25 protein-coding genes and 1 other RNA gene are annotated in these 26,982 nt (G+C 73.0%); 11 read left to right on the top strand and 15 right to left on the bottom strand.

From position 1 onward, the window contains the following. Positions 1 to 41: 41 nt before the first annotated feature. Both I5071_RS23840 and I5071_RS23835 read right to left on the bottom strand, forming a co-directional pair. Positions 42 to 1,175: a pirin family protein gene (locus I5071_RS23840; RefSeq protein WP_236514985.1), complete on the bottom strand. Its 1,134-nt coding sequence runs from the start codon at positions 1,173 to 1,175 to the stop codon at positions 42 to 44. 66 nt (positions 1,176 to 1,241) lie between these two features. Next, positions 1,242 to 2,459, bottom strand: coding sequence for an MFS transporter (locus tag I5071_RS23835; RefSeq protein ID WP_236514984.1), 1,218 nt, complete (start codon positions 2,457 to 2,459; stop codon positions 1,242 to 1,244). 89 nt (positions 2,460 to 2,548) lie between these two features. Here I5071_RS23835 and I5071_RS23830 point away from each other — a divergent pair, with 89 nt between their 5' ends. Then, the gene (locus tag I5071_RS23830; RefSeq protein ID WP_329611066.1) at positions 2,549 to 2,923 is read left to right on the top strand and encodes a response regulator; all 375 of its coding nucleotides are present in this window, start codon (positions 2,549 to 2,551) and stop codon (positions 2,921 to 2,923) included. Between the two features lie 4 nt (positions 2,924 to 2,927). Here the strand turns inward: I5071_RS23830 and I5071_RS23825 are convergent, their stop codons facing one another. Then, a complete protein-coding gene (locus I5071_RS23825) occupies positions 2,928 to 3,284 on the bottom strand; it encodes a response regulator (protein WP_236514982.1) in 357 nt (118 codons plus the stop codon). Further along, positions 3,281 to 3,682, bottom strand: a complete 402-nt coding sequence (locus I5071_RS23820) for a response regulator (protein ID WP_236514978.1) — start codon at positions 3,680 to 3,682, stop codon at positions 3,281 to 3,283. Before I5071_RS23820 ends, I5071_RS23825 begins: the two co-directional genes overlap by 4 nt. Positions 3,683 to 4,053: 371 nt before the next feature. On the opposite strand from I5071_RS23820, the gene I5071_RS23815 reads away from it, so the two are divergent. The 4 genes from I5071_RS23815 (at position 4,054) to I5071_RS23800 (ending at position 8,062) form a co-directional block, all read left to right on the top strand. Next, entirely contained in the window at positions 4,054 to 4,659 is a 606-nt protein-coding gene (locus I5071_RS23815; protein ID WP_236514977.1) for a hypothetical protein, read from the top strand. After that, a complete protein-coding gene (locus I5071_RS23810; protein ID WP_236514970.1) occupies positions 4,656 to 5,057 on the top strand; it encodes a hypothetical protein in 402 nt (133 codons plus the stop codon). The genes I5071_RS23815 and I5071_RS23810 overlap by 4 nt, the downstream gene beginning before the upstream one ends. A 379-nt stretch (positions 5,058 to 5,436) precedes the next feature. Then, positions 5,437 to 6,123, top strand: coding sequence for a cupredoxin domain-containing protein (locus I5071_RS23805; RefSeq protein ID WP_236514969.1), 687 nt, complete (start codon positions 5,437 to 5,439; stop codon positions 6,121 to 6,123). Between the two features lie 64 nt (positions 6,124 to 6,187). Continuing rightward, positions 6,188 to 8,062 carry an MXAN_5187 family protein gene (locus tag I5071_RS23800; protein WP_236514966.1) on the top strand — a complete coding sequence of 625 codons (1,875 nt, stop codon included), beginning with the start codon at positions 6,188 to 6,190 and terminating at the stop codon, positions 8,060 to 8,062. A 183-nt stretch (positions 8,063 to 8,245) separates the two neighbouring features. Here I5071_RS23800 and ssrS read toward each other — a convergent pair. The 7 genes from ssrS to I5071_RS23765 all read right to left on the bottom strand — a co-directional run bounded on the left by ssrS (position 8,246) and on the right by I5071_RS23765 (position 15,230). Next, positions 8,246 to 8,434, bottom strand: a non-coding RNA gene (gene ssrS / locus I5071_RS23795) — 6S RNA. Positions 8,435 to 8,479: 45 nt separating this feature from the next. Next, positions 8,480 to 9,049 (bottom strand): cob(I)yrinic acid a,c-diamide adenosyltransferase, encoded by a 570-nt coding sequence (locus I5071_RS23790; RefSeq protein WP_236514964.1) that lies wholly within the window; start codon positions 9,047 to 9,049, stop codon positions 8,480 to 8,482. After that, on the bottom strand, positions 9,046 to 10,017 hold the full coding sequence (fmt, locus tag I5071_RS23785; RefSeq protein ID WP_236514957.1) for a methionyl-tRNA formyltransferase: 972 nt from the start codon (positions 10,015 to 10,017) through the stop codon (positions 9,046 to 9,048). The genes I5071_RS23790 and fmt overlap by 4 nt, the downstream gene beginning before the upstream one ends. A 13-nt stretch (positions 10,018 to 10,030) precedes the next feature. Beyond that, a complete protein-coding gene (gene def, locus I5071_RS23780) occupies positions 10,031 to 10,546 on the bottom strand; it encodes a peptide deformylase (RefSeq protein WP_236514956.1) in 516 nt (171 codons plus the stop codon). A 42-nt stretch (positions 10,547 to 10,588) separates the two neighbouring features. Further along, positions 10,589 to 12,811, bottom strand: a complete 2,223-nt coding sequence (locus I5071_RS23775) for a hypothetical protein (RefSeq protein WP_236514955.1) — start codon at positions 12,809 to 12,811, stop codon at positions 10,589 to 10,591. Between the two features lie 35 nt (positions 12,812 to 12,846). Beyond that, positions 12,847 to 14,190, bottom strand: a complete 1,344-nt coding sequence (locus I5071_RS23770; protein WP_236514953.1) for a hypothetical protein — start codon at positions 14,188 to 14,190, stop codon at positions 12,847 to 12,849. A 107-nt stretch (positions 14,191 to 14,297) separates the two neighbouring features. Next, the gene (locus I5071_RS23765; protein ID WP_236514951.1) at positions 14,298 to 15,230 is read right to left on the bottom strand and encodes a LysR family transcriptional regulator; all 933 of its coding nucleotides are present in this window, start codon (positions 15,228 to 15,230) and stop codon (positions 14,298 to 14,300) included. A gap of 91 nt (positions 15,231 to 15,321) precedes the next feature. Between I5071_RS23765 and I5071_RS23760 the strand changes: the two genes are divergently transcribed. Continuing rightward, positions 15,322 to 16,203: an aldo/keto reductase family oxidoreductase gene (locus I5071_RS23760; protein WP_236514949.1), complete on the top strand. Its 882-nt coding sequence runs from the start codon at positions 15,322 to 15,324 to the stop codon at positions 16,201 to 16,203. A 332-nt stretch (positions 16,204 to 16,535) separates the two neighbouring features. Here the strand turns inward: I5071_RS23760 and I5071_RS23755 are convergent, their stop codons facing one another. Next, complete coding sequence (locus tag I5071_RS23755; RefSeq protein ID WP_236514947.1) at positions 16,536 to 17,252, bottom strand: hypothetical protein; 717 nt, start codon at positions 17,250 to 17,252, stop codon at positions 16,536 to 16,538. 599 nt (positions 17,253 to 17,851) lie between these two features. Here I5071_RS23755 and I5071_RS23750 point away from each other — a divergent pair. From I5071_RS23750 to I5071_RS23735, 4 genes are all read left to right on the top strand, one after another. Further along, entirely contained in the window at positions 17,852 to 18,178 is a 327-nt protein-coding gene (locus I5071_RS23750; protein ID WP_236514938.1) for a four helix bundle protein, read from the top strand. Positions 18,179 to 18,471: 293 nt separating this feature from the next. Beyond that, the gene (locus I5071_RS23745) at positions 18,472 to 19,365 is read left to right on the top strand and encodes an oxidoreductase (protein WP_236514936.1); all 894 of its coding nucleotides are present in this window, start codon (positions 18,472 to 18,474) and stop codon (positions 19,363 to 19,365) included. After that, entirely contained in the window at positions 19,362 to 20,174 is an 813-nt protein-coding gene (locus tag I5071_RS23740; protein WP_236514934.1) for an SDR family NAD(P)-dependent oxidoreductase, read from the top strand. Before I5071_RS23745 ends, I5071_RS23740 begins: the two co-directional genes overlap by 4 nt. Next, positions 20,171 to 21,163: an AraC family transcriptional regulator gene (locus I5071_RS23735; RefSeq protein WP_236514932.1), complete on the top strand. Its 993-nt coding sequence runs from the start codon at positions 20,171 to 20,173 to the stop codon at positions 21,161 to 21,163. The genes I5071_RS23740 and I5071_RS23735 overlap by 4 nt, the downstream gene beginning before the upstream one ends. A 3-nt stretch (positions 21,164 to 21,166) precedes the next feature. On the opposite strand, the gene priA is transcribed toward I5071_RS23735, so the two are convergent. Together priA and I5071_RS23725 are read right to left on the bottom strand one after the other, a co-directional pair. Next, positions 21,167 to 23,455, bottom strand: a complete 2,289-nt coding sequence (gene priA / locus I5071_RS23730; protein ID WP_236514930.1) for a replication restart helicase PriA — start codon at positions 23,453 to 23,455, stop codon at positions 21,167 to 21,169. Further along, complete coding sequence (locus tag I5071_RS23725) at positions 23,452 to 24,525, bottom strand: EscU/YscU/HrcU family type III secretion system export apparatus switch protein (RefSeq protein ID WP_236514928.1); 1,074 nt, start codon at positions 24,523 to 24,525, stop codon at positions 23,452 to 23,454. Before I5071_RS23725 ends, priA begins: the two co-directional genes overlap by 4 nt. Before the next feature lie 29 nt (positions 24,526 to 24,554). Between I5071_RS23725 and I5071_RS23720 the strand changes: the two genes are divergently transcribed. Beyond that, positions 24,555 to 25,526 (top strand): aminotransferase class I/II-fold pyridoxal phosphate-dependent enzyme, encoded by a 972-nt coding sequence (locus I5071_RS23720; protein WP_236514926.1) that lies wholly within the window; start codon positions 24,555 to 24,557, stop codon positions 25,524 to 25,526. On the opposite strand, the gene I5071_RS23715 is transcribed toward I5071_RS23720, so the two are convergent. Continuing rightward, a complete protein-coding gene (locus tag I5071_RS23715) occupies positions 25,527 to 26,897 on the bottom strand; it encodes a cystathionine beta-synthase (RefSeq protein ID WP_236514922.1) in 1,371 nt (456 codons plus the stop codon). It lies immediately after the preceding gene. Positions 26,898 to 26,982 lie beyond the last annotated feature (85 nt).

Genomic DNA, 26,982 nt, shown 5'->3' with positions numbered 1-26,982 from the left:
TGCCGCGCCACGATCGCGCCCTGCGCGCGAGGCGCACGGCGTCAGGCGGGACGGTCGATGCGTCCGTCGGCGTGACGAGCGAAGCGGCCCTGCTCGCGCGCGTGCACCGGATCTCGACGTGCCCACGGCCAACCACCGAATCGCGTGCGCTGGTAGTCGGCGATCGCCTGTCGGATCTCGTCGCGCGTGTTCATCACGAAGGGGCCGTGCTTCACGACCGGCTCGCCGATCGGGCGCCCTTGCAGCAACAGGAGCTCGCTGCGAGCGGGCCCGTTCTCGATCGTCGCGGCGAGCTCGGCGCGCAGCTCGATGCGGTGCCCGCGCGCGACCTCGCGACCGTCGATCTGCAGCGTGCTCCCCTCGAAGAAGTACGCGTCGCGGTTCGATCCGCGCTGCGCCGCGGGCATCGTCCACCGCGCGTGCGGCGCGAGCTCGATCGTCCAGATCGCGACGTCGGAGCCCTCGCGCGACGCCCACGAGCTCGGCGGAGGGGAGGGCGGACGCGCGCTGCCCAGCGCTCCCGCGACGACGGTGACGCGCGTCTCGCGTCCTTCCTCGTCGCGCGCGACGTGCCGCGGGATGCGATCGTCCCACAGCATCGAGAAGTGCGGCGCGGTCATCTTGTCGGCGCTCGGGAGGTTCAGCCAGATCTGGAAGAGCTCGAGCGGGTTCGGCCCCTCGCGCTCGAGCAGCGGGAACATCTCCGCGTGCTCGATGCCGCGGCCCGCGGTGAGCCACTGCACGTCGCCCGCGCCGTAGCGCGCGGTCGCGCCCATCGAGTCCGAGTGGTCGAGCATTCCCTCGCGCACGACCGTCACGGTCTCGAACCCGCGATGCGGGTGCTCGGGGAACCCGGGCACCACGTCGCCGTGGTACATGCGCCAGCCGTCGACGCCCTCGAAGTCGCTGCCGATGTCGTGCCCCGCGAGCGACGCTGCAGGCCCGAGCCCCTCGTTCCCCGCGGGATAACGATCGTCGTGGTGCGCGCAGAAGAGGAAGGGATCGCGCGTCTCCCACAGCGCGCCGAGCGGGCTCACCGACACCAGCGCGGGCTCGCGCGTGGTGCTGCGAGCCGCGCGGTGGGTCGCGCCGCTCGAAGCCGGCGCACAGCCGGTCGCCGCCGCCGCGCTCGCGGTCGCGATCACCTTCAGCACTTCTCGACGCGTCGGACGCATGCGGGCTCCAGCGTGCTCCGACCGCGCCCGCATCACAACGCCGTCCTGCGGAACGCAGCGTTCCGCTCACGGGCCGCTGCGCGGCCGCAGCGCGAGCGCGAGCACGATCGCGATCGCCGCCGCCGCCGTGCCCGCGAGGAACGGCGCAGACGGCGCGAGGCGAGCGAAGAGCATCCCGCTCCACACCGGCCCGATCGTGCGTGCGAGGCCGCCGCTCGACTGCGCGAGCCCGAGCACCGCACCGCGCGCCTCGGCAGGCGCGAGACGCGCCGCGAGCGCACCGAGCGCGGGGTTCGTCATGCCGAGCCCGAGCCCGATCGCCAGCACTCCGCCCAGCAACACGAGCGGCACCGCGCCGAGCGCGATCGTCGCGAGCCCCGCACCGAGCAGCCCCGCACCGAGCGCGAGCAGCAGCGCGTCACCGAGCGCACGAGACAGCCGCCCGATCAAGAACACCTGCGTGATCAACGTCGCGAGCCCGAGCAGCGCGAACACGTGCCCGACCTCGGTCGCGTCCCATCCGAAGCGCGCACCCACGAGCAGCGGCAGCGCGACCTGCACGTTCGTCATCCCGAGGAACACGAGGAAGTAGAGCGCGAGCACGCGCGGCACCCCGGGACGCGTGATCGTCGCGCGCGCCCGCGCGACCACACCTTCGTGCGACACCTCCTCTCGCGCCGCGTGCGCGTGGGTCTCCGGCATCAGCACGAGCACGAGCGCGAGATCGATCGCGGCGAGCACGCCCGCGACGAGCGGCGGCACCCACGCCCCGTGCTCGCTGAGCACGCCGCCCAGCACCGGGCCGAGCACCATCCCGAGCCCGATGCCCGCGCCCACCACGCCCATCGCGCGGGCACGATCGCGCTCCGGCGTGACGTCGGCGACCGCGGCCTGACACGCGCTCAGGTTGCCCGCGGTCGCGCCCGCGAGGATGCGCGACGCGAAGAGCAGCGGCAGCATCTCGCGCCACGCCGCGAGCGCGAACACGATCATCGAGAGCGCGTTGCCGAACAAGCTCACCGCGATCACGCGCCGGCGTCCGACGCGATCGGAGAGCCGGCCGAGGAGCGGCGTCGCGAGCAGCTGCGTGAGCGAGAACGCGCCGAGCAGCGTGCCCACGGTCTGCGCGTCGCCGCCCATCGAGCGCACGTAGAGCGGCAGCAGCGGGATCACGATCCCGAACCCGATCATGTCGAGGAACACGGTGAGCAGGACGAGCCTCACCACCGGGCGCGCGCGTCGTGCTCCGTCGTCCATTCCGGGGAGCACGATCGCATCGAACACGCCGACTCGCTGCTCGCATCTCTGACGCAGCGCGTCGTGCGCTCCCGCGCTTGCGCCCTGTCGCGAGGGGTCCCAGATGCGGAGTCACCGTGAGCCGCACCTCGCCGCCGACGGTGCTGATCGTCGACGATTTCGCTGACGCCCGGGCGCTGCTCCGCACGCTGCTCGAGGCGCGCGGCTATCACACGGTCGAGGCGAGCGATGGCGAGCAGGCGATCGCGCTCGCGCGCGAGGTGCGACCGGACGTCGTGCTGCTCGACCTCGGGCTGCCCGTGGTGTCGGGGTGGGACGTCGCGCGGGTGCTGCGCGACGATCCCACGACCCGCGACGCGATCATCGTCGCGTGCACCGCGTACTCGCGCCCCAGCGAGCTCGAGCAGGCGCGCGACGCGGGCTGCGCGCACGTGCTCACGAAGCCGCTCGACTTCGACGCGCTGCTCGAGCTGCTCGCGTCGATCGCGTGAGCGCTCAGCAGCAGCGACAGAAGCGCGTCGCGAGATCCACGAGCGTCGACGGCGCGACCGGCTTGCGCACGACCTCGCGCACGCCCTCGACCTCGCGCGCGTGCTGATCCGCGGTGACGAACACCACCGGCATCTGCGCGAAGCGGGGCTCGTCGCGCAGCGCCTCGACCACGCCGTAGCCATCCAGCCGCGGCATCATCACGTCGAGCAGCACGATGCACGGCGGCTCCGGCGCATCGCGCAGCATCTCGAGCGCGCGCGCGCCGTCGGATGCCTCGAGCACGTCGAACCCCGCGTCGGCGAGGACCATCGCCACCAGCTCGCGGACGTCGTCGTTGTCCTCGACGACGAGGACGCTCATCGCGCCTCCGCCACACGCGCCGCGCGACGGCCGCGCAGCTCCTCGAGCCGCTGCGGGAGCTCGACCAGATCGATCGGCTTCGCGAGCAGCATGTCGAAGAGCCCGTCGGACTGATGTCGCTGCAGCGCCGGGACGTCGCCCGAGAGCGCCACGAGCGCGACGCGATCGAGCGCGGGATCGTTGCGCACGAGCCGCGCGAGCTCGATCCCGCTCATCGTCCCCATGCGCAGATCCGTCATCACGACGTCGGGCGCGCACTGCGCGATGGCAGCCCACGCGGCGTGCCCCGAGGAGAATCCGTGCGCGACGAGCCCACGGAGCTCGAGCACCTCGCAGATCATCTCGAGCGAGTCCGCGTGATCTTCGATCACGACGACCGTCATGGGCGAGGACGTCATCGGTGGACCTCCATCCTGAGGCGGATCGGGCACGGGGCCAAGCGCGGTCGCGCTCGTGCGTGCCCCTCGCGTCCGAGGAGGACGTGGTGGTGCGCGGATGCGCGGGCGCGGTCGTCGCCGCCAACCCACGACGTCGCGCGACCTGTCGATCTCGATCGACGCGTGCTGGGCGCGCTCGTCCCCGCCGCGCGCGAGCAGCGCGAGCAGGGCCCATCGGAAACGGGACGAACGGCCGAGCATGGGTGGAGTCGCGGGAAGGGCACGATGCGGATTCACGCATCTCGCCACGTGGGTCGCCGAACGCAAGTCACTGCTCGCACTTCCGCGTTCACGCATGCGTCTTGCTCGTATGTCGCGACGAGGAGCCGACGATGCAGCGAGGTGCGGTGAGCGTGGTGGGCGCGATGCTGAAGGGCGCGATCGCGGGCGCGATCGGCGTGTGGGTGATGGATCGCCTCTCGACGGTCCTCTACGAGCGCGAGCGCGACGAGGTGCGCGAGCGAGAAGAGCGCGCGCGACCGCGCGGGCTCGATCCCACCCGGAACCTCGTGACGCGCGTCGCCGAGGCGCGCGGCATCACGCTCACCGGCGACGCGCGCGATCAGCCGGCGCTCGTCGTTCACTACGCGCTCGGCGTCGTCCCCGGTGCGCTCTACGGGCTCGCGCGCGCGGGGCGAGGTGCCTCACCGCTCGCCGGCGCGGCGCTCGGGCTCGGGCTCTTCGTCGTGAACGACGAAGCGCTCAACACCGCGCTCGGCCTCGCGGGAAAGCCGCGCGCCTATCCGTGGCAGGCGCACGCGCGCGGGCTGGTCTCGCACCTCGCGCTCGGGCTCGTCACCGATGCCGTGCTCGGCCTCGCGCACCGGGTGACCGCGCCGTGCCCCGAAGCCCGCGTCGCGCCGACGCCGGAGGTCCCGGAGGACCGCCCCGATCTGACGCCCGACACCGCCGTCCCGCCCGCGCCGATCGCGTCGTGAGCCGGCCGTTTGCGGTGCCGGCGCGCTTCGTCTACTACTTCGGCCCCGCAAAACCCGGAATCGAAGCACACATGTCGAAGCTCAGCGACTTCCTCAGCACGAACAAGATCGACTCGCGCCGCGTGGTGCTCGCCTCGCAGGATCTCGAGCAGCGCACCGAAGAGGACCGGAAGCTCGTCGCCACGAAGAAGGCGATGAAGGACGGCAAGGCGGAGAAGGACGAGGCGGTCCTGAAGCAGAAGCCGCGCTCCGGCCGTCCGGTCACCGGCGCCGCGATGACGAAGGCGCTCGGCGGCCAGACCATCAGCGGCCCCGTGAAGACGCGCATCGTGAAGGCGGTGAACGCCGTCCTCGTGCAGAAGAAGAAGTCGGAGATCACCCTCCGCGATCTGTTCTGATCGGTTCCCGATCGGCGCCGGACGCGATCCCCACCGGGGATCGCGGTGCCGATCCCCCGATCCGCCAGGGACGGAATCTCGTTCGTCGTTGACCCTGCGCGCCGGCGTTCGTTACGCTTCGCGAGGTCGCTCACGGTGCTCCGGGCTCGTCGTCGCGGTGCCGTCCAGCGCGGCGTGTCGTACCGCGCGTCGCGTCTGGCGCGTGTCGAGCCCGGCGTGAAGGCACCGTCGTGCCGGAGCTCCGGAGGACAGGGCGACGAGGGCAGGGAGGTCCATGAGAGGAACGGTCCGGCGCTCCGACGATCGGAGCGCGCACGAGGTCCGACATCCCGAGGGTCGAGGACGGAGCGCCCGACGAGGGCTGCGCGCGATTCCCGTGGTGCTCGCGATCCTGGGCATTCCCGCCGTCGTCCTCGCGGTCGACGTGCGCGGCACGCTGACGGTCCCCTCCGACCTCGCGTCGCAGACCACGCCCGTCGAGACCGACGCGCAGCGTGCTCGCGCGAGGTACTGGGAGGAGTGGAACGGCGTGCTCGATCCGCGCCCGACGCGCATCGACGTGCCGCGCGAGATCGCGGTGGTGCTGACCGGGCCGGGTGCGCCGTCCGAGGGCGAGCAGCCCCCGTATCGCGTGCACAACGGCGCGCTCGCGCCCGCGACGCTCGTCGTCCGGGCCGGCACCGCGATCCAGATCCGCAACGAGGACGGAGTCGCCTACGAGCTCTTCGCGGAAGGGCTCTCCGACTTCGGCGCGATCCAGACGGCGCCCGGCAACGCACGGCCGGTGACGGTGCCGCAGCCCGGCAACTGGCCGGTGCGCGATCGGGTGCACCCGCACATCCGCGGGCACCTGCACGCGATCCCGGACCTCGTCGCGCGAGGCTTCGTCGAGCCGAACGGTGCGTACACCTTCCGCGGCGTCGCGCCCGGCACGTACCAGCTGCACGTGTTCCAGGGCCCGCGCGAGCTCCACACCCAGGAGATCGTCGTGCCCGAGGGCGGGCAGCTCACCGTGCCGGCGATCCCGCTGTCCTCTTCTCCGCCGCAGGGCGCGGCCGCGCCCTGATGCGAGCGCGCCCGTCGAGCTCCGAGCCCTGCTGCCCTGGCGCTGACCAGGTCGAGGTCACCCGATGATCCTTTCCCGTGTCTGGTACCTGCTCCTCGCGATCGCGGCGGTGATGGGCCTCGCGTTCGCGATGGTCTCGGTGCGGCTCCTCGACGAGCGCAGCGAAGAGGCGGTGCGCGACTCGCTCCGCCGCGATCGCTTCGAGCTCGAGGCGATCCTCAAGCTCGACGCCCGCTCGCGCATCGACGCCATGGCGCCGCTCGCGGCCCACGGCGACGTGCGGAGCGCGCTGCGCGAGGCGACGGGGCGCCGCGAGGGCCAGGAGATCGACGCCGCGGTCGTGCAGCGCCTGACGACGCGCCTCACCGAGCTCAACCGGCAGCTCGAGGGCATGGCGGGCGACCTGGTGATCGCGACCGACGCGAACGGGATCATCGTCGGCCAGCTCGGCGGACCGGCGGTGCCGCGAGGCGCGGGCGTGGGCGGCTTCCCGCTCGTGCGCCGCGCGCTCGACGGCTACGTGCGCGACGACGTGTGGATCTTCAACGGCGAGGTCTACCGGATGGCGGCTCGCCCGGTGATCGACGGCGGCCAGTACGTCGGCGCGATCGTGCACGGAAAGCGCATCGACGCGCAGTTCGCGCAGCTGCTCGCGGGGCCGAGCCGCATCGCGGGCGCGAGCGTCGCGTTCTTCCGCGGGCCCGAGGTGTTCGCGAGCGCGATGGCGGGGCAGGAGCTGCTGCCCCCGGGCACGAGCGCGCCGCGCCAGGACGACATCGCAGCGCCGCTCGAGACGGTGCTCGGCGAGCTCGCCGAAGGGGATCGCAGCGAGCCGACCGAGCTGCCGACCGGCGGGCTCGCGGTCTACTCGTTCGTGGTGGGCAGCGCGGGGCAGGCGCAGGTCGGGTACGCGATCGCGCGCCCGGTGCCGACGACGGGGTCGCCGCTCGCGATCTTCTCGCTGCCGTCGTCGCAGGACTGGACCGAGTTCCTCGGGAGCGGCCTCGGCATGGGCGTGATCGCGCTCGGGCTGCTCGCGTTCCTGATCGGACTGCTGTTCGTGTGGCTGGAGCACGATCGTCCGATTGGGAAGTTCCGCGACGCGACGGCGCGGCTCGCGAAGCGCGAGGTCGACAAGCTGATCCCGGTCGAGTTCGCGGGTCAGCTGCGCACGGCCGCGGCGCACGTGAACGAGACGATCGAGAAGATCGAGGCCACCGCGGCGACCGCGCCGAAGCGTCGCGCGGCGGATCTCGACGAGATCCTCGGGCCGGTGCCGGAGCAGTCGTCGCCCGCGTTCTTCGGGTTCGCGGGGGGTGGTGGTGGTGAGGCCGCGGAGATCCCGCCTGCGCCGCCCGCCGCGCCGGAGCCGCCGAAGCCGGCCCCGCCCCCGAGCGTGGCGAAGGAGGAACCGAAGCCCGCGCCTCCGCCGCCCAAGCCGCCGGTGCCCGCCGCGGGGCCGAAGCCTCCGCCGCCGAAGCCGCCGCCGGGTCAGGCGGCCACCCCCGCGCCGTCGCTCGGCAGCACGCTGCTGGGCATGCCGGCCGAGCCCGTCGCCGCGGGCAGCGGTCCGGTCCAGGCGCCCCGCAAGATCGAGGCGCCTCCGCCCGCCCTGGGGCTCGGCCCCGAGGAGCCGGACGACGAGGACGGCGCGACGATGGTCGCGCGCGTTCCCCAGGAGCTCCTCGCCAAGGCAGCGGGCGGCGGCGACAGCGACGCCGAGCAGGAAGCGCACTTCAGGGAAGTGTTCGAGCAGTTCCTCGCGACGAAGAAGGAGTGCGGCGAGCCCACGGCGGGCCTCACGTACGACAAGTTCGTCGTCACGCTGCGCAAGAACCGCGACCAGATCCTCAAACGCCACGACGCCGCGAAGGTCCGCTTCACCGTCTACGTGAAGGACGGCAAGGCCGCGCTGAAGGCGACGCCGATCCGCGATTGACGGAGGGACCCGGGCGGGGTCGGGATCGCGTCCCCGAGCGGGTCCGCCGGGTCGGGATCCGGGAGCGGGTCCGAAGCCAGCGGTCTCGGCACCCCGCCCGCCGCTCGAGATCGCAAGCGGGTTGGGGACCCGCGCGCAGCTCGGGGGTACGGGGGGCGCGCAGCCCCCCGAAAAAACAGCCGCGTCCGTACCATCCAGCCGTCGGTCTCGAAAGAACCCCTGAAGCCTCTTAGGTGGGCGCCGGTATCGGTCGCTTCAGGCTCCCCGGTGACGTTTGCCGGGTCTGCTCACCACGACCGAGAGTGGCTCCCGAGGATCAAAGGTCGTACGGGATTCTTATCGTTTGACCTTGCTCGAACCGGACAGAGGGACGCGTGAGCCAAGACTGAACGTGCGTCCCAGGTGGGTCAAGCGCGATCACCCGGACTGCTTCTGGGTGCCGCGTCCGATCCACGGCACGTCGGCGATCGACGCGCGATGGTTCGCGAGGCGCGCCAGCACGAAGAGCAGGTCGCTGAGCCGGTTCAGGTAGCGGATCACCTCGGGTCGCACCGTCGCGCCGCCCTCCATCAGCGCGACCACGCGGCGCTCGGCGCGCCGGCACACCGTGCGGGCGAGGTGCAGGTGCGCGGCGAGCTTCGAGCCGCCGGGGAGCACGAACGTGCGCAGCGGCGCGAGCTCGCCCTCCGCGTGGTCGATCGCGTGCTCCATCGCGACCACGTCGTCCTCGTCGACCAGCGGGATCCCGAGGTCCTTGCCGCGCTCGTTCGCGAGCTCCGCGCCGAGGTCGAACAGGCGGCTCTGGATCGACGCGATCAGCTCGTCGAAGAGCCCGCCGATCGCCCCCTCGGCGCGCACGATCCCGAGCACGCTGTTGAGCTCGTCGACGTCGCCGTAGGCCTCGACCCGCGCGCTCGCCTTCGAGACGCGATCCCCGCCGAAGAGCCCGGTCTGCCCGGCGTCGCCGGTCTTCGTGTAGATCTTCACGGCTCTTTCCCCTCGCGGACCAGCCGCGTGCCCTCGGCGAGACGGCGCCCCGCCAGGAACTCCGCGGCGCCCAGCTTCTTGCGGCCCTCGAGCTGCAGCTCGAGCAGCGCCAGACGCCCGGTGCCGCACGCGATCTCGATCCCGTTCGCGCCCGTCGCCACGATCGTCCCCGGCGCGCCGTGCACGCCCTCGCGATCGAGCACCCGCGTGCGATGCATCTTCACCCGCACCGGCGCGCGCCCCGGCTCGACCAGCATCGCGCTCGCGCCCGGCCAGGGGTGCATCCCCCGCGCGCGATCGTGCACCTGCTGCGCGCTCCACGCGGGGTCGACGAAGCCGTCTTCCTTCGTGAGCAGCCGCGCGAGGGTCATGGCCGACGCGTCCTGCGCCTCGGCGCGCAGCTCGCCCGCCAGCCATCGGGGCAGCGCCGCGCGCACCAGCTCTGCGCCCATCGCGCTGAGCCGCGGCCCGAGCTCACCCGCGGTCTCGTCGGGCCCGATCGGCGTGGCCGCGCGCGCGAACACCGGACCGGTGTCGAGCCCCTGGTCCATCTCCATCAGGCACACGCCGGTCTCGGCGTCGCCTTCGGCGACCGCCCACTGGATCGGCGCTGCCCCTCGCCACCTGGGCAGCAGCGACCCGTGCACGTTCACGCACCCACGCCGCGGCGCCTCGAGCAGGCCCTTGGGCAGGATGCGCCCGTACGCGACCACCAGCGCCAGCTCGACGTCGAGCGCCTTCAGCTCCGCTGCCAGCTCCGGCGGGCGCACCTTGGTCGGCTGCATCACCGGGATGCCGCGCTCGAGCGCGCGTTGCTTCACCGGTGGCGCTTGCTCCGCGAGCCCGCGCCCCGCCGGGCGATCGGGCTGGGAGATCACGCGCACGACGTCGGCGACGTCGCACAGCGCGTCGAGGCAGGGCACGGCGAACTGCGGCGTCCCGAAGAAGAGCGCGCGCGGCTTCGTCATCGCGCTGTTGCGATCATTCGGCCGCGTCGGCGGCGCGCTTCATCATCTGGCGGTGAACCATCCGCTTCTTGAGCATGCCGAGGTGGTCGACCATCAGCTTGCCCTCGAGGTGGTCGTTCTCGTGCTGGATCGCCACCGCGAGCAGCCCGTCCGCCTCGAGCTCGAAGACCTGCCCGTTCCGATCCTGGGCGCGCACCTTCACGCGCTCGGCGCGGTCGATCTCCTCGTGCACGCCGGGGAACGAGAGGCAGCCCTCCTCCCAGACGACCTCCCCGTTCCGCTCGAGGATCTCGGGGTTCACGAACACCCGCAGATCGCTCGGCTCGTCGTCGCCGGTCGCGACGTCGATGATGAACACCTGCTGCGCGACGCCGATCTGCGTGGCCGCGAGGCCGACGCCGGGCGCCGCGTACATCGTCTCCGCCATGTCGTCCACGAGCGTCTGCAGCTCGGGCCCGAAGTCGGTCACGCGCTCGCCCGGGATGCGGAGGCGCTTGTCGGGGTAGTGGAGGATCGTGCGGATCGCCATCGGGTGGGCCTCGGGGCTTCTTGGCCAGAGGGACGGAAGGGTTTAGTGCTCACCCACCGTGGTCGCAAGACGGTCGGTGTGCGACAGGGCGCGGGCATAGGCCTCGCGCCAGCGGGCATCGGAGAGCACGCGGTACGCCTCCTCGAGGCTCTCGAGCGCCGCCCGGCGGAACGGCTCGAGCGCCGAGAGGTCGAGATCCTCGAGCGCCAGCGCGAGGAGCTGGTCGCGGCGCGCGGTGTGGGCGCGGTCGAGATCGCGCGCGGTCGCGTCGTGGGCGACCCCGAGGATCGTGAAGTAGTCGGCGTCCTCGGCGGTGCGGGCTGCCTCTTCGACCAGGCGCCGCGCGAGCCGGCGGTGCTCGTCGCGCGCCGGGTCGAGCTCGAGCGCGGGCTGGGTCACGAGCGCGCCCGCCGCGACGAACGCGCAGAGCGCCCCGTGGAGCCCCGGCTCGTCGGGCGCGGCCGCGACGAGGCGCTCGGGTGACGCGCCTTCGTGCTGCACCAGCAGCTCGGCGAGCTCGGGCGCGATCAGCCCCTCGATCGCCAGCGCGTCGAAGCGCGGGCCGCGGCGCAGGGTGACGAGCCCGCCGAGCACCGCGCGCGCCCTCGACGCGTCGATCCCCCGGCGCGCCGCGTCGAGCAGCGCGATGCGCAGCGGCGCACCGAACGGAGAAGGCGCGGGCGGGGGCAGCTCGTTCGGCTCGAGGCGCGTCAGCACGAACGAGCCACGCTCCAGCGCGACGATCGCGCGGAGCCGCTCCAGCTGGGCCTCGCGTTGCGCGCGCGTCCGCTCGAAGCGGGTGATCGCGCCCCGCTCCTGGGCGTCGTCGAGCACACGGATCGCGCTCGCCTCGTCGTCGGCGAGCCCCACGCTCGCGCCACGACGCCGCAGGATCGCCGCGGTCGCCCGCGCGACCGGCGTGTCCGTGCGCGCCACTTCGCCGGCGACGAGCGTCATCGAGAGCCCCTCTCCGCTCGACGGAGTGATCACCGCGTGCGCATCGAGGCGCAGCTCCGCCACGCGCAGCAGCAGCCGCAGCGCGCCTCCATCGCCGAGCGAGCCCCGACGACCACCCTCGGGCGTCGCGCGGCCGAGCACCGAGTCCTCGCTGGGCCACTCGCGCTCCTGCACCGCGGGCGCAGCGCTGGTGCGTCGCGCGGCGTGCACGCCGGTGCCGGGCGCTTCCGAGGGCGGCGACGAGCGGGGCGGCACCGTCGGCTCGCGGCGCGGCGGCGGGCGCTTCGAGAGGCTCGTCGGGGTGCCGGGCGCGGTCTTCGGCGGGGGCGCCTCGTCGCCCTCGGGCGGGGCAGGAGGCTCGCTCGCGCCCGGGGTGCGCGGCGGCGGAGGCAGCTCCGCGACGTGCGCCGACGAGCCGCTCGGCAGCACCGGGCCGCCGACGAACGTGAACGCGTCGATCGGATCGTCGTCGGACTGCGGCGCCGCGACCGGCTCGACCGCGAAGTCGTCGGTCTCGAGCAGGTGCGCGGGCACCAGCTCGATCGCCGGCTCGTCGCCGCCCGGCAGCGAGAGATCGACCGGCGGACGGCCGGGGAACACCCGGCGATCCGCGGCCTCGAGCAAGAGCCGCAGCCGCTCGGAGATCGCCGCGGTCGGGCCGCGGATCACACCTGCCGACGAGCCGGGCTCGCCGCCCGAGGTCGAGCCCCCCGCGGTCGACCCCGCGGCGGTCGACCCTGCCGCGGTCGAAGGAGTGCGCTCGTGCTTCCACGGCGTCATCGGGATCATCGGAGCGACGCTGGCGAGCGCCGGGAGCTCGTCGTCGTCGCGCGCGACCTCGTCTTCGTCGACGCGCGCCGCGTAGACCCCGCGCAGCACGCTCTCGCCGGTCCGGGCCTCGAGCTCGAGCGTGCGCTCGCCGCGGATCCGATGCTGCGAGGTGTCGCTGCCGGGCTCCTCGGGCGCTGCGAGCACGCGCCCCAGGGTGTCGACCAGCGCGCCGAGCGCGATCGGACGCAGCAGCACCGCCTGGGCGCCGAACCCTGCGCCGCCCTCGCCGCGATGGGCCGTGCCCAGCGGCGTGCCGAGCAGCACGACCGGCGTGTCCGGCGAGGCGCCGTCGTCGCGCAGCGCACGCAGGGTCTCGAGCGCGCTCGGCGCGTCCCCCGCGAGCACCAGCACGTCGGCCTGGGTGCGCGGCACCTCGGGCATCGCGCGCAGCGCCACGTCGAAGCCCGCGGCGCGCAGGCCTGCCGCGAGCGCCTCGCCATCGGGGCCGGGATCGACGAGATCGATGCGCGAGGGCATCCGCCGGTGAATCTATCACCGGCGGATGCGACCGGTCACAGGCTCTTCAGGTACTCGATCAGATCGTCGCGCTCGGTCTCGTCGAGGCCCAGCGAGAAGACGCTCTCGTAGTGCGCGACCACGTCCTCGAGCGTGGCGAACCGCCCGTCGTGGTAGAAGCCGCCGCGCGTGCGGGTGAAGAGCCCGCCGAGCGGGGTCGTGCGGTAGTGGCCGTCGGGCGAGCGGCTCGCCTGGAAGTCGTCGATCCCGATCTCCGCCGGCGTGTGCATGTTCCAGCCCGGCTCGGTGAAGAGCGGCGGGACGTGGCAGGTCGCGCAGCGCGCCACCCCCTCGAACACCGCGCGCCCGCGCTCGGCGGCGGCCGCGTCGAAGCTGCCCGCGGGCGGCGTCGGCACCGGGAGCGAGAGCTGGTACGCGTGCAGCCCGGCGAGCTGCGGCGTGACGCGATCCTCGCTCAGCGGCACCACGCGGTGGCCGAGCCGGGCGCGCGCCGCGACCGGGAACCGCGTCGCGTCGTCGAGGCGCGGGTCGTAGAAGTTGCCGATGCCGCCCATCTCCAGCACCGCGACGAACGCGTTCCAGTAGGGCACCGAGCCCCACCCCGTGTACGTGTGGAGGTTCACGCCGGTGAGCCCGAACGCGGCGGGCATGAGCGTCGCGCCGCTGCGGCCATCGGGCCGGAACGCGCGCCCGTCGAGGATGAGCTCGGCGTCGAACTTCCCCGGGCCCCAGCTCATGAGCACGGTGCGCACCGTCGCTTCGTCGACCTGCAGCAGCTCGGTGAACGGCGTGAGGTTCGGCGAGAGCGCGGCGATGGCGCCCACGTTGAGATCGCGGTTGGGCCAGCCGTCGCGGCGCGCGCCGATGCCGGGCGCGAACGAGTCGTCGACGGTCGAGTGGCAGAGCGCGCACTGGATGCCGACCGAGCGCAGCGAGCCGTCGTCCGCGAAGAAGCCGGTCACGCCGACGACCGCGTCGAGGCGCAGCAGCGCGAGCGTGGTCGCGGGATCGTCGAGATCGACCTCACCGCGCTGGATGCTCGCGGCGACCTCGGCGGGGATCGCCGCGGCGTCGACCTTCAGGCCGAGCCCGAGCGCGGCGGTCGGGGAGAGCCCCGGGCCGACGCCGCCGTTCGCGGCGCCCGCGATCGCGCGGTGGAGCTGGAGCTGATCGCCCCAGAACGCCTCGTCACCGAACGTGTCGAAGCGGAACGTCTCGCGTCCTTCCTCGACCAGGCGCGTCGCGTTGGCGAACACGGGATCGGAGTCGACACCGCCGCCCGCGGAGGGCGTGGGATCGCCATCGGGATCACAGCCGAGCAGCGCCGCGCAGATCGCGAGCTGCGCGAGCGTTCGACGAGCACCTTGCACACGACGCATGGATGAAACCTCCCCGTCGGCTCGTAGCTAGGGGCCGGGGGAGGGCGAGAAAGTCCGGGCCGGGCGCGGTCCGCGAGGGGAGCCGCGCTCGGGGCGTGCAGCGTCACTCACCGAGCAGCGCGTCGACGTGCCTTCGGCGGCGTCCACTTCATCGACTTCACGAAGTCCACGAAGGCACGCAGCGGCGTCGGCAGGTGCCGGCGGCCGGGATAGTAGAGGAAGGGCCCGGAGACGCTCCGCCACCACGGCTGCAGCACGGGCACCAGCTCCCGGCGATCGAGGTACGGCCGGAGCCAGTCCTCGAACAAATAGATGATCCCGGTGCCCGCCACCGCCGCCTCCACCGCGAGATCGGTGGCGCCACCGAAGCCGGCGATCAGCGGGCCCTTCGGCTCGACCTCGATCGTCTCCCCGTCCCGCTCGAGCGCCCACGGGTGCGGCGCGCCGCTGCCGAAGCGCCACCGCAGGCAGTCGTGCTCGAGCAGCTCGCGCGGATGGGTCGGGCGACCACGTCGAGCGAGGTACGCGGGGGACGCGGCCGCGGCGTAGCGCTGGACGCGCGGGCCGATGGGCACCGCCACCATGTCCTTCTCGAGCCACGCCTCGTACCGGATGCCGGCGTCGTAGCCCTCGGCGACCATGTCGACGAGGCGCTCGTCCGCGATCACCTCGAGACGGATGTCGGGGTACTTCGCGAGGAAGCCGGGCACGACGTGAGGAAGGACGAGACGTGCCGCGGCGGTCGGCACGTTGAGCCTCAGACGACCTGCGGGCCGATCACGGAAGTCGTTGACCACGTCGAGCGCGGCGCGCACTTCGCCGAGCGCCGGGGTGATCCGCTCGAGCAGGCGCGCTCCCGCGTCGGTCGGGGTGACGCTGCGGGTGGTGCGGTGGAGCAGCCGGACTCCGAGCCGAGCCTCCAGTCGGCGCACCGCGTCGCCGAGGCGCGACGCGCTCGTGCCCGCGACGCGGGCGGCGCTGCGGAAGCCGCCCTCGCGAGCGACCGTCAGGAACGCGGTGAGGTCTGCGAGGTCGTCCATCGCTGTCCGGAATCTCGCACAGCCCGTGCAGATTGCGCCGGATTCTCGGGCGGCGGCGCCTCCCCAGAATGCGTGGCGAAGGAAGGAAGCCATGCCCGAAATCACCGTCTCGGATCGTCATCCCCTCGGCACCCTCACCGTTCGTCGCCTCGGCTACGGCGCCATGCAGCTCGCCGGCCCCGGCGTCTTCGGCCCGCCCGCGGATCGCAAGGCCGCCGTCGCGGTGCTCCGCGAGGCCGTCGCGCGGGGCGTCGACCATCTCGACACCAGCGACGTGTACGGTCCCCACGTCACGAACCAGATCATCCGCGAGGCGCTGCATCCGTACCGCGACGGGCTCGTCATCGCGACGAAGGTCGGCGCCGTGCGAGGCCCGAACGGATCGTGGGAGCCCGCCTCCTCGGCCGCCGACATCGAGCGCGCCGTCCACGACAACCTGCGGAACCTCGGGCTGGACGTGCTCGACGTCGTGAACCTGCGCGCGATGTTCAGCGCCGAGGGCCCGGCGGAGGGCTCGATCGAGGCGCCGCTCACGGCCCTCGCCGAGCTCCGGCAGCGCGGGTCGATCCGCCACATCGGCCTCAGCAACGTCACCGCCGCGCAGATCGCGGAGGCGCGCCGGCTGACCGAGATCGTGTGCGTGCAGAACCACTACAACCTGAGGCACCGCCGAGACGACGCCCTCATCGACGAGCTCGCCGCGCTCGGCATCGCGTACGTGCCGTTCTTCCCGCTCGGGGGGTTCACGCCGCTGCAGTCGAGCGTGCTCGACGCGGTGGCCGCGCGGCTCGGGGCGACGCCGATGCAGGTGGCGCTCGCGTGGCTCCTGCGTCGCTCGCCCAACGTGCTGCTCATCCCCGGGACGTCGTCGATCGCGCATCTCCGAGAGAACCTGGCGAGCGCGTCGCTCGTCCTCGGAGCCGAAGACCTCGAGACGCTGAACGGGCTCGCGGCCGCGGGTGAGCGCGGCTGAGTCGCGCTCCCGAGCGCTCGATGCACCGCCGTGAGCTCGTGATGCAGGCGCGTGAGCTCGTGATGCAGGCGCGTGAGCTCGTGATGCAGGCGCGCGAGCTCGTGATGCAGGCGTCGGAGCTGCTGATGCGGGCGCGCGAGCTCGTGATGCAGGCGTCGGAGCTGCTGATGCGGGCGCGCGAGCAGGTGATGCAGGCGTCGGAGCTGCTGATGCACGCTCACGAGCAGGTGATGCAGGCGTCGGAGCCGCTGATGCAGGCGCCGGAGCTCCTGATGCAGGCACGCAGCGGGCTGACGCCGTCGCTGCGTGCCTGCCCACGACCTCGTGGAACCTCAGGTGTTCTCGGCGGCGGGCTCGGGCTTCGCGCGAGCGCGGTTCCGGTGGAGGATGTTCAGGTTGTACTGCGCGGCGCGGAGGACGTCGTCGGCGTGGAGCTCGCGGCCTGCGTCGTGGATGATCTTGAGGCCCACGTAGAGCAGACCCTTGGCCGCGTAGAAGTCGGCGACCTTCACCGGGAGGGCGGCGGAGCGCGACGTCTCCTGCGCCTGATCGGCATCGGCGAGGGCGGCGTGGACGCGGCGGCCCTCCTCGAGCAGCGGGCGCACGGTCGCGCCGCCGAGATCGGCCTGATGCTCTTCGACGTGCGCGATCATCGTCGCGAGCTGCGCGAGCAGCGCCGCGACCGAGGTGGTGCGGCCGATGCGCGTGAGCGACTCGGGCACCGCGATCTTGCCCTGGCGCCGCACCCGCGACGCGCGCGCCGCGATCTTGCGACGCCAGATCTTCGCCTCGCGCACCTGCTCGTTCTGCCCGACGGTGTGGGCCTTGGCCTCTTCGGCGATCAGCGCGCGGTCGGCGCGCGCGGTCTCGACCTGCGTCTTCGCGGTGGCGACGTCCTCGAGCAAGCTGCGGTCGCCGACGATCGCCTCGATGCCCGCCTCGTCGAGCGCGGCGACGCCGAGCGTGTAGCCGGCCTGCTGGACGAGATACGCCGAGCGCAAGCCGGCGCCCTGCGCGATGAGCTCGTCGCGCGAGAGTGTGGTGATCACGATGTGTCTGCCCCCGTGGGCCCCGCTGTGGAGGTGCAGCGCGAGCGCGGGGCCCCGACCCGCTCGCGCGCGGCGGGGAATCTATCAGAGGTGAGCGTGAGCGTGAGCGTGTCGCGTGAGGGTGAGCGTGAGCGTGAGCGTGAGCGTGAGCGTGTCGCGTGAGGGTGAGCGGGAGCGTGAGGGTGAGCGGGAGGGTGAGCGTGAGCGTGAGCGTGAGCGTGAGCGTGAGCGTGAGCGTGAGCGGGAGCGTGAGCGGGAGCGTGTCGCGTGAGCGTGAGCGTGAGGGTGTCGCGTGAGCGTGAGCGTGAGGACGCTCGACGGCGGTTCGGTGGCGGGAGGCGATCTGCCGTCTCGAGCGCGAGGGGAGGGCGTCTCTCGGGATCCTCAGCGTGCCGCGGTGCTCGGACGCGTCCACGACGGTCGCTTCGCGACCGCCGTGCTCGCCGTGCTCGCCATGCTCGCTTCGCTGCGCGTGGCTCCGCGCGGCTCCGCGCGGCGCTGCGCTGCGGGCGAGCTGCGCTCGTCCTCGCTCCGCGTCCCGGACACGTCCTGCGCGCCGTGGCGGGCGGGGTGGGCCCGAGAGAGGGCGAGGAGGTCAGATGCTCGCTATTTATCCCATCGCACGTCAGGCACTTCGTCGCGTCGGCGTCGTCGCGATCGCGATCGAGAAGCACGACAGCGATCTCGCACGACAGATGCGGCGCGCGGCGACGTCGATCGTGCTCAACATCCGCGAGGGCTCGCAGTCGCAAGGTCGCAATCGCAACGCGCGCTACTGGAACGCAGCCGGGAGCGCGAGCGAGGTGCTCGGGTGCCTCGATTGCGCAGAGGACCTCGGCTACGTGCGCGACGCCGATGCGCGGCTGCGCGCAGAGCTCGATCACGTCGCGGGCGTGCTGGTCCGCGTCTGCCGCGGAGCGCGATGAACGATGAAGCGTCGGGCGCCGCAGTCGCGCCCGGCGCTTCGCGTCTCCGCCGAGCATGGCGGTCAGCCGCTGTGGCTCCGCCCACGCCACGCTGACGCGACACGCTCCCGCGAGACGCTCCCGCTCCGCCCACGCTCACGCTCACCCTCACGCTCACGCTCACGCTCACGCTCACGCGACACGCTCACGCTCACGCTCACGCTCACGCTCACGCTCACGCTCGCGGCGCGAGGTTGGCGCGATCGGATTGGTGGTGCCGGGCGCGCGGTCCCCATGCTCTCCGCGAGGTGAACATGGAGACGAACGGCAAGGTCTGGTTGGTCACCGGGTGCTCGCGCGGCCTGGGGCGGGCGATCGCGGAGGCCGTGCTCGCAGCGGGCGATCGGCTCGTCGCCACGGCGCGTGATCCGCGCACGCTCGACGTCCTCGTCGCGAAGGATCCGGACCGCGTGCTCGCGGTCGCGCTCGACGTGACCCGGGCCGACGACGCGCGCCGGGTGGCGGGCGCCGCGGTCGAGCGCTTCGGCCGCATCGACGTGCTGGTGAACAACGCGGGGTACGCCAACTCGGCGGCGATCGAGGACGTCGAGGAGGACGACTTCCGCGCGCAGATCGAGACGAACTTCTTCGGCGTGTTCCACGTCACGCGCGCGGTGCTCCCGCTCATGCGGCGACAGGGCTCGGGCCACGTGATCCAGATCTCGTCGATCGGCGGGAGGTTCGGGGCTCCGGGGCTCGGCGCGTACCAGTCGGCGAAGTGGGCGGTCGAGGGGCTGACCGAGGTGCTGGCGCGCGAGGTCGCGCCGCTCGGCATCCGCACGACGCTGGTCGAGCCCGGCGGGATGCGGACCGACTGGGCCGGCTCGTCGATGCAGGTGCAGGAGCCGAGCGAGCCCTATCGCGCGACCGTCGGCGTGCACAACCACCACACGCGCGAGTCGCGCGACATGATGCGCGGCGATCCCGCGAAGGCCGCGCAGGCGATCCTGCGCATCGCGTCGGTCGCCGAGCCGCCGCTCCGCCTGCTGCTCGGCACCGACGCGGTCTACCTGGCCGAGTGGGTCGCGGAGAAGCGCGCCGCCGAGGACGCACGATGGAGGGAGCTCGCGTCGAGCACCGACTTCGACGGCATGGCGCCCTTCGCGACGACCGAGCTCGGACGCGCGGTGACGCGCGGAGGGGCGTGAGCGTGGATCTCCAGCTCGAGGGCCGCGTCGCGCTCGTCACCGGCAGCACCGCCGGGATCGGCGCGGCGATCGCGGAAGGGCTCGCGCGCGAGGGCGCGACGGTCGTCGTGCACGGGCGCTCGGAGGAGCGCGCCGCGGCGGTCGTCGAGCGGATCCGGAGGGCGGGTGGGACCGCCCACGTCGCGCTCGGCGATCTGCGTGACGACGCGGGCGCGAAGGCGGTGCTCGATCGGGTGCGCGCGGCGGTCGAGCGCGTCGACGTCCTGGTGAACAACGTCGGCGGCTCGGACACGAGCAAGGGCTCGTGGCTCGACACCACGCTCGCCGAGTGGTCCGAGGCGTACGACGCGAACACGCTCGCCGCGGTGCGCCTCGTCCGCGCCCTCGTGCCTGCGATGAGGGCGCGCGGCTGGGGGCGCGTCATCCAGATCTCGTCTCGCAACGCGATCTCGCCCTACGCCAACATGCCCGCGTACGGCGCCGCGAAGGCGGCGCTCAACAACATGACGCTCTCGCTGTCGAAGGAGCTCGCGTTCACCGGCGTCACCGTGAACGGCGTGATGCCCGGGCTGATCGAGACCGATCAGGTCACGCAGTTCCTCCGCGACATCGCGGCGCGCGAGGGCTGGGGCGACGACCTCGCCCGGGCGCGCGAGCACCTCCTCACGAACGTCGCGCGACAGACGGTGCGCCGCCTCGGCCGACCCGAGGACATCGCGGCGTACGTCTGCTACGTCGCGAGCCCGCTCAGCGACTTCATGACCGGGAGCATCGTCCGCATCGACGGCGGATCGACGCCTACGCTGTGACCACCGCACGCGACATCGTCCCGATCTCGCCGCGCCTGCTCGAGCGGCTCGAGACGCTCGGCGCGCCGACCGATCGGGTGCTCGCGCGCGCCGGGCTCGCCGCGACGACCTCGCTCTCGACCGAGCAGTTCTTCGCGTTCTGGCGCGCGATCGAGGAGGTGTCGCCGCGGAGCGATCTCGGGCTGGTGGTGGGCGCCGAGGCGTCGGAGCGCGGCTACAGCGTCGCGTCCGCGGCGGCGCTGCACGCGCCCGATCTCGCGGGCGCGCTGCACACGCTCGCGCGCTACAAGCGCCTCACCTGCCCCGAGGTGGTCGAGCTCGAGGTCGCGCGCGGCGAGGCCCACGTGCGGTTCCACTGGGTGCTCGCCACGAGGGAGGTGCCGCGGCTGCTCGTCGACAGCACGTTCGCCTCGTTCACCTCGCTCGCGCGCCGGGGCACCGCCGGCGCGGTGGGCCCGCTGCGCATCGAGCTGGCGCGCACCGAAGGCGACGCCGAGATGCTGCGGGCGCGCCTCGGATGCCCCGTCTCGTTCGGCGCGCCCGTCGATCGGATCACGTTCGCCGAGAGCGCCCTCGCGGTGCGCTTCGTCACCGCCGACGCCGAGGCGTTCTCGCGCGTCGTGCCCGGGCTCGAGGCGGAGCTCGTCGGACGATCGCGGACGCGGTCGCTGCGCGACGAGGTGCGGATCGTGATCGCGCGCAGGATGAGCAGCGGCGCGAGGCCCAGCGTGGACCAGGTCGCGCGCCGGCTGCACGTCAGCGCGCGAACGCTGCAGCGCCGCCTCGGCGAGGAGCGCACGAGCTACCAGGAGGAGCTCGACGCGGTCCGTCGAGCCTCGGCGCGCCGGCTGCTCGCGAACACCGATCTCGATCCGATCGACATCGCGTTCCTCCTCGGCTTCGAGGAGCCCAACTCGTTCGTGCGCGCGTTCCGCGGCTGGGAGCGGACGACCCCGACGCGCTGGCGAGCCCGCGTCGCGCGAGGGTGACGCTCAGAGCATCGAGACCGGGTCGACGTCCACCGACGCGCGCGCGCCGAGCAGGCCCTCGTCGATGCGCGCGATCACGCTCTGGGCGACGCGGCGCAGCGGGGGGCGCTCCTTCGCGCGCAGCATCACGCGGAACCGCCAGCGTCCGCGCAGCCGCTCGATCGGCGCGGGCGCGGGGCCCAGCACCTCGACGCGCCCGCTCTTGCTGAGCTCGTGGGCGCGCGCGTGCTCGACCAGCAGCTCGGCAGCGGCGCGCGCGCGATCGGGATCGCCGTGATCGACGCGCACCGCGACCAGGCGACCGAAGGGCGAGTAGGCGAGCTCGCGTCGATCCTCGAGCTCGTTCTCCGCGAAGCCGAGGAAGTCGTGCTTGGCCGCGGCGCGGATCGCGGGGTGATGCGGCTGGTAGGTCTGGACGATCACCCGTCCCGGCCGCTCTCCGCGCCCGGCGCGCCCCGCGACCTGGGTGAGCAGCTGGAACGTGCGCTCGGCCGCGCGGAAGTCGGGGAACGCGAGCGACTGGTCCGCGAGGATCACACCGACGAGCGTGACGCCCGGCAGGTCGTGTCCCTTGGTGACCATCTGGGTGCCGACCAGGAGATCGATCTCGCGACGCCGGACGCGATCGAGCACGTCCTCGATGCTCGCGCCGGTCGCGGTGTCGCGATCGAGGCGCGCGACGCGCGCCGGCGCGAACACGTGCGCGAGCACCTCCTCGAGCTTCTCGGTGCCGAGGCCGAGCGGCTCGAGCCCGGGCTGGCCGCAGGCGCGGCAGGTGGTGCCGATCGGCGCGGCGTAGTCGCAGTAGTGGCAGCGCACGAGCCCGGCGCGGCGGTGCTCGGTGAGCGGCACGCTGCACGCCGGGCAGGTCTCGACCTCGCCGCACGCCTCGCAGCGCAGGCTCGGTGAGAAGCCGCGGCGGTTGAGGAAGACCACCGCCTGATCGCCGGCCGCGAGCGTCTGCTCGATCGCGCGGTGCAGCGGGGCGCTGATGCGGCGATCGCCCGAAGGGCCCTTGGCGTGTCGCGCGAGATCGACGATCTCGACCGGCGGCAGCGCGCGCGCACCGGGACGTGCGTCGAGCGTGAGGAGGCGATGGCGGCCCTCGCGCGCGAGGCTCCAGCTCTCGAGCGAGGGCGTCGCGCTGCCGAGCACGCACACCGCGCCGGCGCGATGCGCGCGGAGGATCGCGAGGTCGCGCGCCTGGTAGCGGAAGCCCTCTTCCTGCTTGTACGAGGGGTCGTGCTCCTCGTCGACGACGATGATCCCGAGGTCGCGCACCGGGGCGAAGATCGCGGAGCGCGCGCCGATCGCGAGCGTCACCGCGCCGCTGCGCAGCGCGCGCCACGCGAGGGCACGCTCCTTCTCGGTGAGCGCGCTGTGGAGCACCGCGATCGCGTCGCCGAAGCGGGCACGGAAGCGCCCGACGAGCTGCGGCGTGAGCGCGATCTCGGGGACGAGGAGGAGCGCGCCCTTGCGCTGGGCCCGCGCCTCCGCGATCGCGCGCAGATAGACCTCGGTCTTGCCCGAGCCCGTGATGCCGTGGAGCAGGAACGTCGCGGCGCCGCCGCTGCGCAGCGCGTGGACGATCTCGTCGACCGCGCGCCGCTGACCGGGCGTGGGCTCGGGCGGCGCATCGCTCGCGACGGGATCGCGGAAGAACGGGTCGGACGCGATCTCGCGCGACTCGGTGTGGACGAGGCTCTTCTGCTCGAGCGAGCGCACGATGGCGCGCGGCTCCTTGAGGTGATCGGCGAGCTCTTCGAGCGTGACCTCGCCGCGTGACTCGAGCAGCGCGAGGAGCTGTCGCTGTCGTGGACCGAGCCGTGCCGGGCGCGGCGCGTCGGGCACGAGGCGCACGACCAGCACGCTGCGCGTCGCGACGCGCGCGCCGGGGAGCTCGGTGGCGGAGTCGAGGAAGCCGCTCGCGCGCAGCGCCCGCACCGCCTCGGCGCGCAACGCGGGCGCCGCGGCGCGCAGCACCTCGCCGATCGGGTGGAGGTAGTAGTCGGCGGCCTCGACGAGCAGCGCGAGCAGCTCGGGATCGAAGAGCGGCTCCTCCTCGAGCACACCGGCGATCGGGCGCGGCGAGACCCCCTCGGCCGGCGTGGTGTCGACGCGGGTGACGATGCCGGGGAGCTTGCGGCTCGAGAACGGCACGGCGACGCGCGAGCCGAGCGCGACGCGCGACGCGAGCTCGCGGGGCAGCGCGTAGGTGAAGGCGCGACGGACCGGCAGCGGCAGCGCGACGTCGACGTAGCGCGTCGCGGGCTCGAACAGGTCGGTCGTCACGGGGCGGATGTGCGACGCGGGTCGGGGCGCGGCAAGGCCGGCGTCGACCACACGGCGTGGAGCAGCTGCGCGACCGCTTCGTAGTGGGCGTGCGGGATCGGCTCACCGAGCGGGACCGCGACGAGCGCGCCCGCGAGCCCGGGCTCGGTGCGCACCGGGACGTCGCTCGCGTGGGCGATCTGCAGCAGACGCGCAGCGAGCTCACCGCGGCCTCGCGCGACGATCTCCGGGACCGCGTCGTCGCGCTCGCGATCGAACGAGAGCGCGACCGCGATGCCGGCGCCGGCGACGAGCACGGTCGCGCTCGCGACCGCTTCGGAATCGGAGCGCATCGCGAGCTCGCGACGCACCCGCTCGCGCTCGCGCTGGAGATGGGGATCGCCCTCGGACTCGCGGTGCTCGCGCTCGACCTCGCGCTTCGTCATCCGGTGATCGCGGAGCCAGCGCCAGCGCTGGTAGGCCACGTCGAGCACCGCGATCGCGAGCACGGCGAGGCCCGCGCGCAGCAGGATCGTCTCGACGAGGGTGCCGCCCGCGTGCAGCGCCGCGTGGGCATCGCGGGCGACGAGGGCCGCGAGGCCGCGCCATCCGTCGCGCAGCGTCGCGAGCACGACGTAGGTCAGGAGCGCGAGCAGCGCGACGAGCTTCACGAGCTCGACGGCGGTGCGCGCGCGGAGGAGCTTTCGTGCGCCCGCGATCGGATCGAGGCGCTCGAGCTTCCAGCTCACCACGTCGGGCGCGAAGAGCGGTCCGATCTGCACCAGCGACGCGAGCGTGCCCGCGACGACGATCGCGACGAGCAGCGGTGCGATCGCGCCTGCCGCGGTCGCGATCGCGGCCTCGAGGATCGCGCCGGGCGCCGCGTCGATGCGTCCCGCCGCCGCATCGAGCGCGAGGGTGAAGCTCGCGACGAGCGCATCGAGGATCGCGCCGCCCGTCGCGCCGAGCACGGCCGCACCGGTGAGCAGCCCGATCGCCACGCCGAGCTCGCGGCTGCGCCACACGTCACCGCGGCGCCGCGCGTCGCGCAGCGCCTTCGGTGTCGCTTCTTCGGTCCGCTCCTCGGACATCGCGCGCCGAATGCTAGCTTGACGACCCGGTGCGCGAACACGACGACGACTCCGAGCTCGCGACGCTGCGCGACGATGCCGCGATGCTGCGCGCGTTCTCCACGCTGGGCAGCGCCGACGACGCGCCTGCCCGCGCCGCGATCGCACGGGACTGGGCGGACCTCGGCGTGTCGATCGAGCCCTCGCGCATCGCGCTCGCGTGTGGTCGTGACGACGCGCTGGCGCGCGCGATCGCAGCGCTCTGCGAGCCCCACGACGAGATCGTCACGCTCACGCCCGGACCTCCACGCGTCACGTCGATCGCGCGCCTCGCGGGCGTGCACGTCGCGCAGGTCCCGCTCGCGCGAACCGACGAGCGCTTCGAGCTCGACGTCGCCGCGATCTACGACGCGATCTCGGAGCGCACCCGCGCGATCGTGCTGAGCGCGCCCCACGAGCCGACCGGCGTCGTGCTCACCGAGGAGACCCACGACGCGCTGGGCGCGCTCGGCGTGCCGCTGATCGTCGACGAGTCCTTCGCGCGTTATCCGCTCGATGCCTCGCTCGATCGGGTGCCCAGCGTGCTCGCGCGACCGCTCGAGACGCTCGCGCTCGCCATCTCGTCGTTCGAGATCGCGCCCGCGCTCGGGCTCGCGTGGATCGGCGTCGGCGGTCCGCTGCACGACGCCGAGGACACGCTCGCGAAGCTCGACGAGCTCGCGATCGCGCGCGGTGCGCTCTCGTCCGCGCTGCTCGCCGCCACGCCCGCGCTGCTCTCGTCCGCGGCGGTCGCCCGCGACGCGATCCGCGCGCGCATCCGCCGCAACCTCGACGTGCTGCGCGCGCGCGCCGAGGTCCCGTGGGTCGACGCGGGTTGGCGCGCCTGCGCGCGTGCCCGGAACGAGAACGCCGGAGCACGTGTGTGCCCCGGCGCTCTCTACGATCTGCCGCCCGGCTGGGTCGTTCTCTCGCTGCTCACCGATCCCGCGACGTTCGACGCGGATCTCGATGCGAGCTTCTGATCACGCCGCCTTGCGCGCGAGGTAGTCGATCAGATCGATCTTCGTGACCACGCCGACGATCTTGTCGTCGTCGGTCACGACCGCCATGCGCGCGTCGTTGAGCAGGCCCTGCAGGTTCTCGATGCTGGTGCGCGGCGAGACCGTCGCGTAGTCGCTCTCGACCAGCGGCCCGACCGCGCTGTCGAGCGAGTGCTCACCGCTCACCAGGTAGCGGAGCAGATCGACCTCGGCGACCGCGCCCATCAGCCGGCCACCGTCGGTCACCGGGAGCTGCGAGATGCCGTGCGCCTTCATGCGCCCGATCACGTCGCGCACCCGGTCGTGCGGCGACGCGGTGATGATCTCGTTGCTCTTGTGCTTGAGGAGATCGCCGACGACGCCGAGCTTGCTCTCGCCGAGGAAGCCGTTCTCGCGCATCCAGTCGTCGTTGAAGATCTTCGAGAGATACTTCGACGCCGCGTCGGGGAGGATGACGAGGATGTTCTCCTTCTTCTGGGTCTGCCGCGCGTACTTCAGCGCGCCCGCGACCGCCGCGCCGCAGCTGCCGCCGACGTAGAGGCCCTCGAGGCGCACGAGATCGCGCGTCATGAGGAAGCACTCCTTGTCGTCGACGCGGATGATCTCGTCGAGGATCGAGAGATCGATCGTGCTCGGGAAGAAGTCCTCGCCGATGCCCTCGACCTTGTAGGTGAAGGGCTGGGTCACGCGCCCGCTCTTCACGTAGTCGTAGTAGAGCGAGCCCACCGGATCGACGCCGACGATCTGCGTGCTCGGCTTCTTCTCCTTGAGGAACTTGCCGGTGCCCGTGATCGTCCCGCCGGTGCCGAGGCCCGCGACGAGCACGTCGACCTCACCGCCGGTCTGCTCCCAGATCTCCGGGCCGGTCGAGCGGTAGTGGCCGCCGGGGTTGTCTTGGTTGTGGTACTGGTTCGCGTAGAAGCTGTTCGGCGTCTCCTGCGCGAGCCGCTTCGCGACCGAGTAGTACGAGCGCGGATCTTCCGGCTCGACCGCGGTCGGACAGACCACGACCTTCGCGCCCCAAGCGCGCAGCGAGAGGATCTTCTCCTGCGACATCTTGTCGGGCATCACGAAGATGCACTTGTAGCCCTTCACCGCGGCGATCATCGCGATGGCGGCGCCGGTGTTCCCGCTCGTCGCCTCGATGATCGTCCCGCCCGGCTTGAGCTCGCCGCGCTTCTCCGCGCTCTCGATCATGTTCATGACCATCCGGTCCTTCATCGAGCCGGCCGGGTTCATGAACTCGCACTTCACGTACACGTTCGCCGCGACGTCGTTCGCGACGCGCTCAAGCTTCACGATCGGCGTGTGTCCGATCGCGCCGAGGATGCTCGGTACCGCGCCCTTCATCATTGGGATGTCCCCTTCGCGCCTTCTTTGTCGCGAGCGCCTGCCGCGCAGGTCACGCGCGCGATGAGATCTGCCTCGTTTTTCTTAG

Source organism: Sandaracinus amylolyticus, from assembly GCF_021631985.1.
Classification (GTDB): domain Bacteria; phylum Myxococcota_A; class Polyangia; order Polyangiales; family Sandaracinaceae; genus Sandaracinus; species Sandaracinus amylolyticus_A.
This window is presented reverse-complemented; position numbering and strand designations above follow the sequence as displayed.

What these genes read in the sequence shown, in the direction of transcription:
- I5071_RS23840 (WP_236514985.1), bottom strand. Translation starts at nt 1,175, where the DNA reads ATGCGTCCGACGCGTCGAGAAGTGCTGAAGGTGATCGCGACCGCGAGC.
- I5071_RS23825 (WP_236514982.1), bottom strand. Translation starts at nt 3,284, where the DNA reads ATGAGCGTCCTCGTCGTCGAGGACAACGACGACGTCCGCGAGCTGGTG.
- I5071_RS23820 (WP_236514978.1), bottom strand. Translation starts at nt 3,682, where the DNA reads ATGACGTCCTCGCCCATGACGGTCGTCGTGATCGAAGATCACGCGGAC.
- I5071_RS23815 (WP_236514977.1), top strand. Translation starts at nt 4,054, where the DNA reads ATGCAGCGAGGTGCGGTGAGCGTGGTGGGCGCGATGCTGAAGGGCGCG.
- I5071_RS23800 (WP_236514966.1), top strand. Translation starts at nt 6,188, where the DNA reads ATGATCCTTTCCCGTGTCTGGTACCTGCTCCTCGCGATCGCGGCGGTG.
- fmt (WP_236514957.1), bottom strand. Translation starts at nt 10,017, where the DNA reads ATGACGAAGCCGCGCGCGCTCTTCTTCGGGACGCCGCAGTTCGCCGTG.
- def (WP_236514956.1), bottom strand. Translation starts at nt 10,546, where the DNA reads ATGGCGATCCGCACGATCCTCCACTACCCCGACAAGCGCCTCCGCATC.
- I5071_RS23775 (WP_236514955.1), bottom strand. Translation starts at nt 12,811, where the DNA reads ATGCCCTCGCGCATCGATCTCGTCGATCCCGGCCCCGATGGCGAGGCG.
- I5071_RS23770 (WP_236514953.1), bottom strand. Translation starts at nt 14,190, where the DNA reads ATGCGTCGTGTGCAAGGTGCTCGTCGAACGCTCGCGCAGCTCGCGATC.
- I5071_RS23765 (WP_236514951.1), bottom strand. Translation starts at nt 15,230, where the DNA reads ATGGACGACCTCGCAGACCTCACCGCGTTCCTGACGGTCGCTCGCGAG.
- I5071_RS23760 (WP_236514949.1), top strand. Translation starts at nt 15,322, where the DNA reads ATGCCCGAAATCACCGTCTCGGATCGTCATCCCCTCGGCACCCTCACC.
- I5071_RS23750 (WP_236514938.1), top strand. Translation starts at nt 17,852, where the DNA reads ATGCTCGCTATTTATCCCATCGCACGTCAGGCACTTCGTCGCGTCGGC.
- I5071_RS23745 (WP_236514936.1), top strand. Translation starts at nt 18,472, where the DNA reads ATGGAGACGAACGGCAAGGTCTGGTTGGTCACCGGGTGCTCGCGCGGC.
- I5071_RS23725 (WP_236514928.1), bottom strand. Translation starts at nt 24,525, where the DNA reads ATGTCCGAGGAGCGGACCGAAGAAGCGACACCGAAGGCGCTGCGCGAC.
- I5071_RS23715 (WP_236514922.1), bottom strand. Translation starts at nt 26,897, where the DNA reads ATGATGAAGGGCGCGGTACCGAGCATCCTCGGCGCGATCGGACACACG.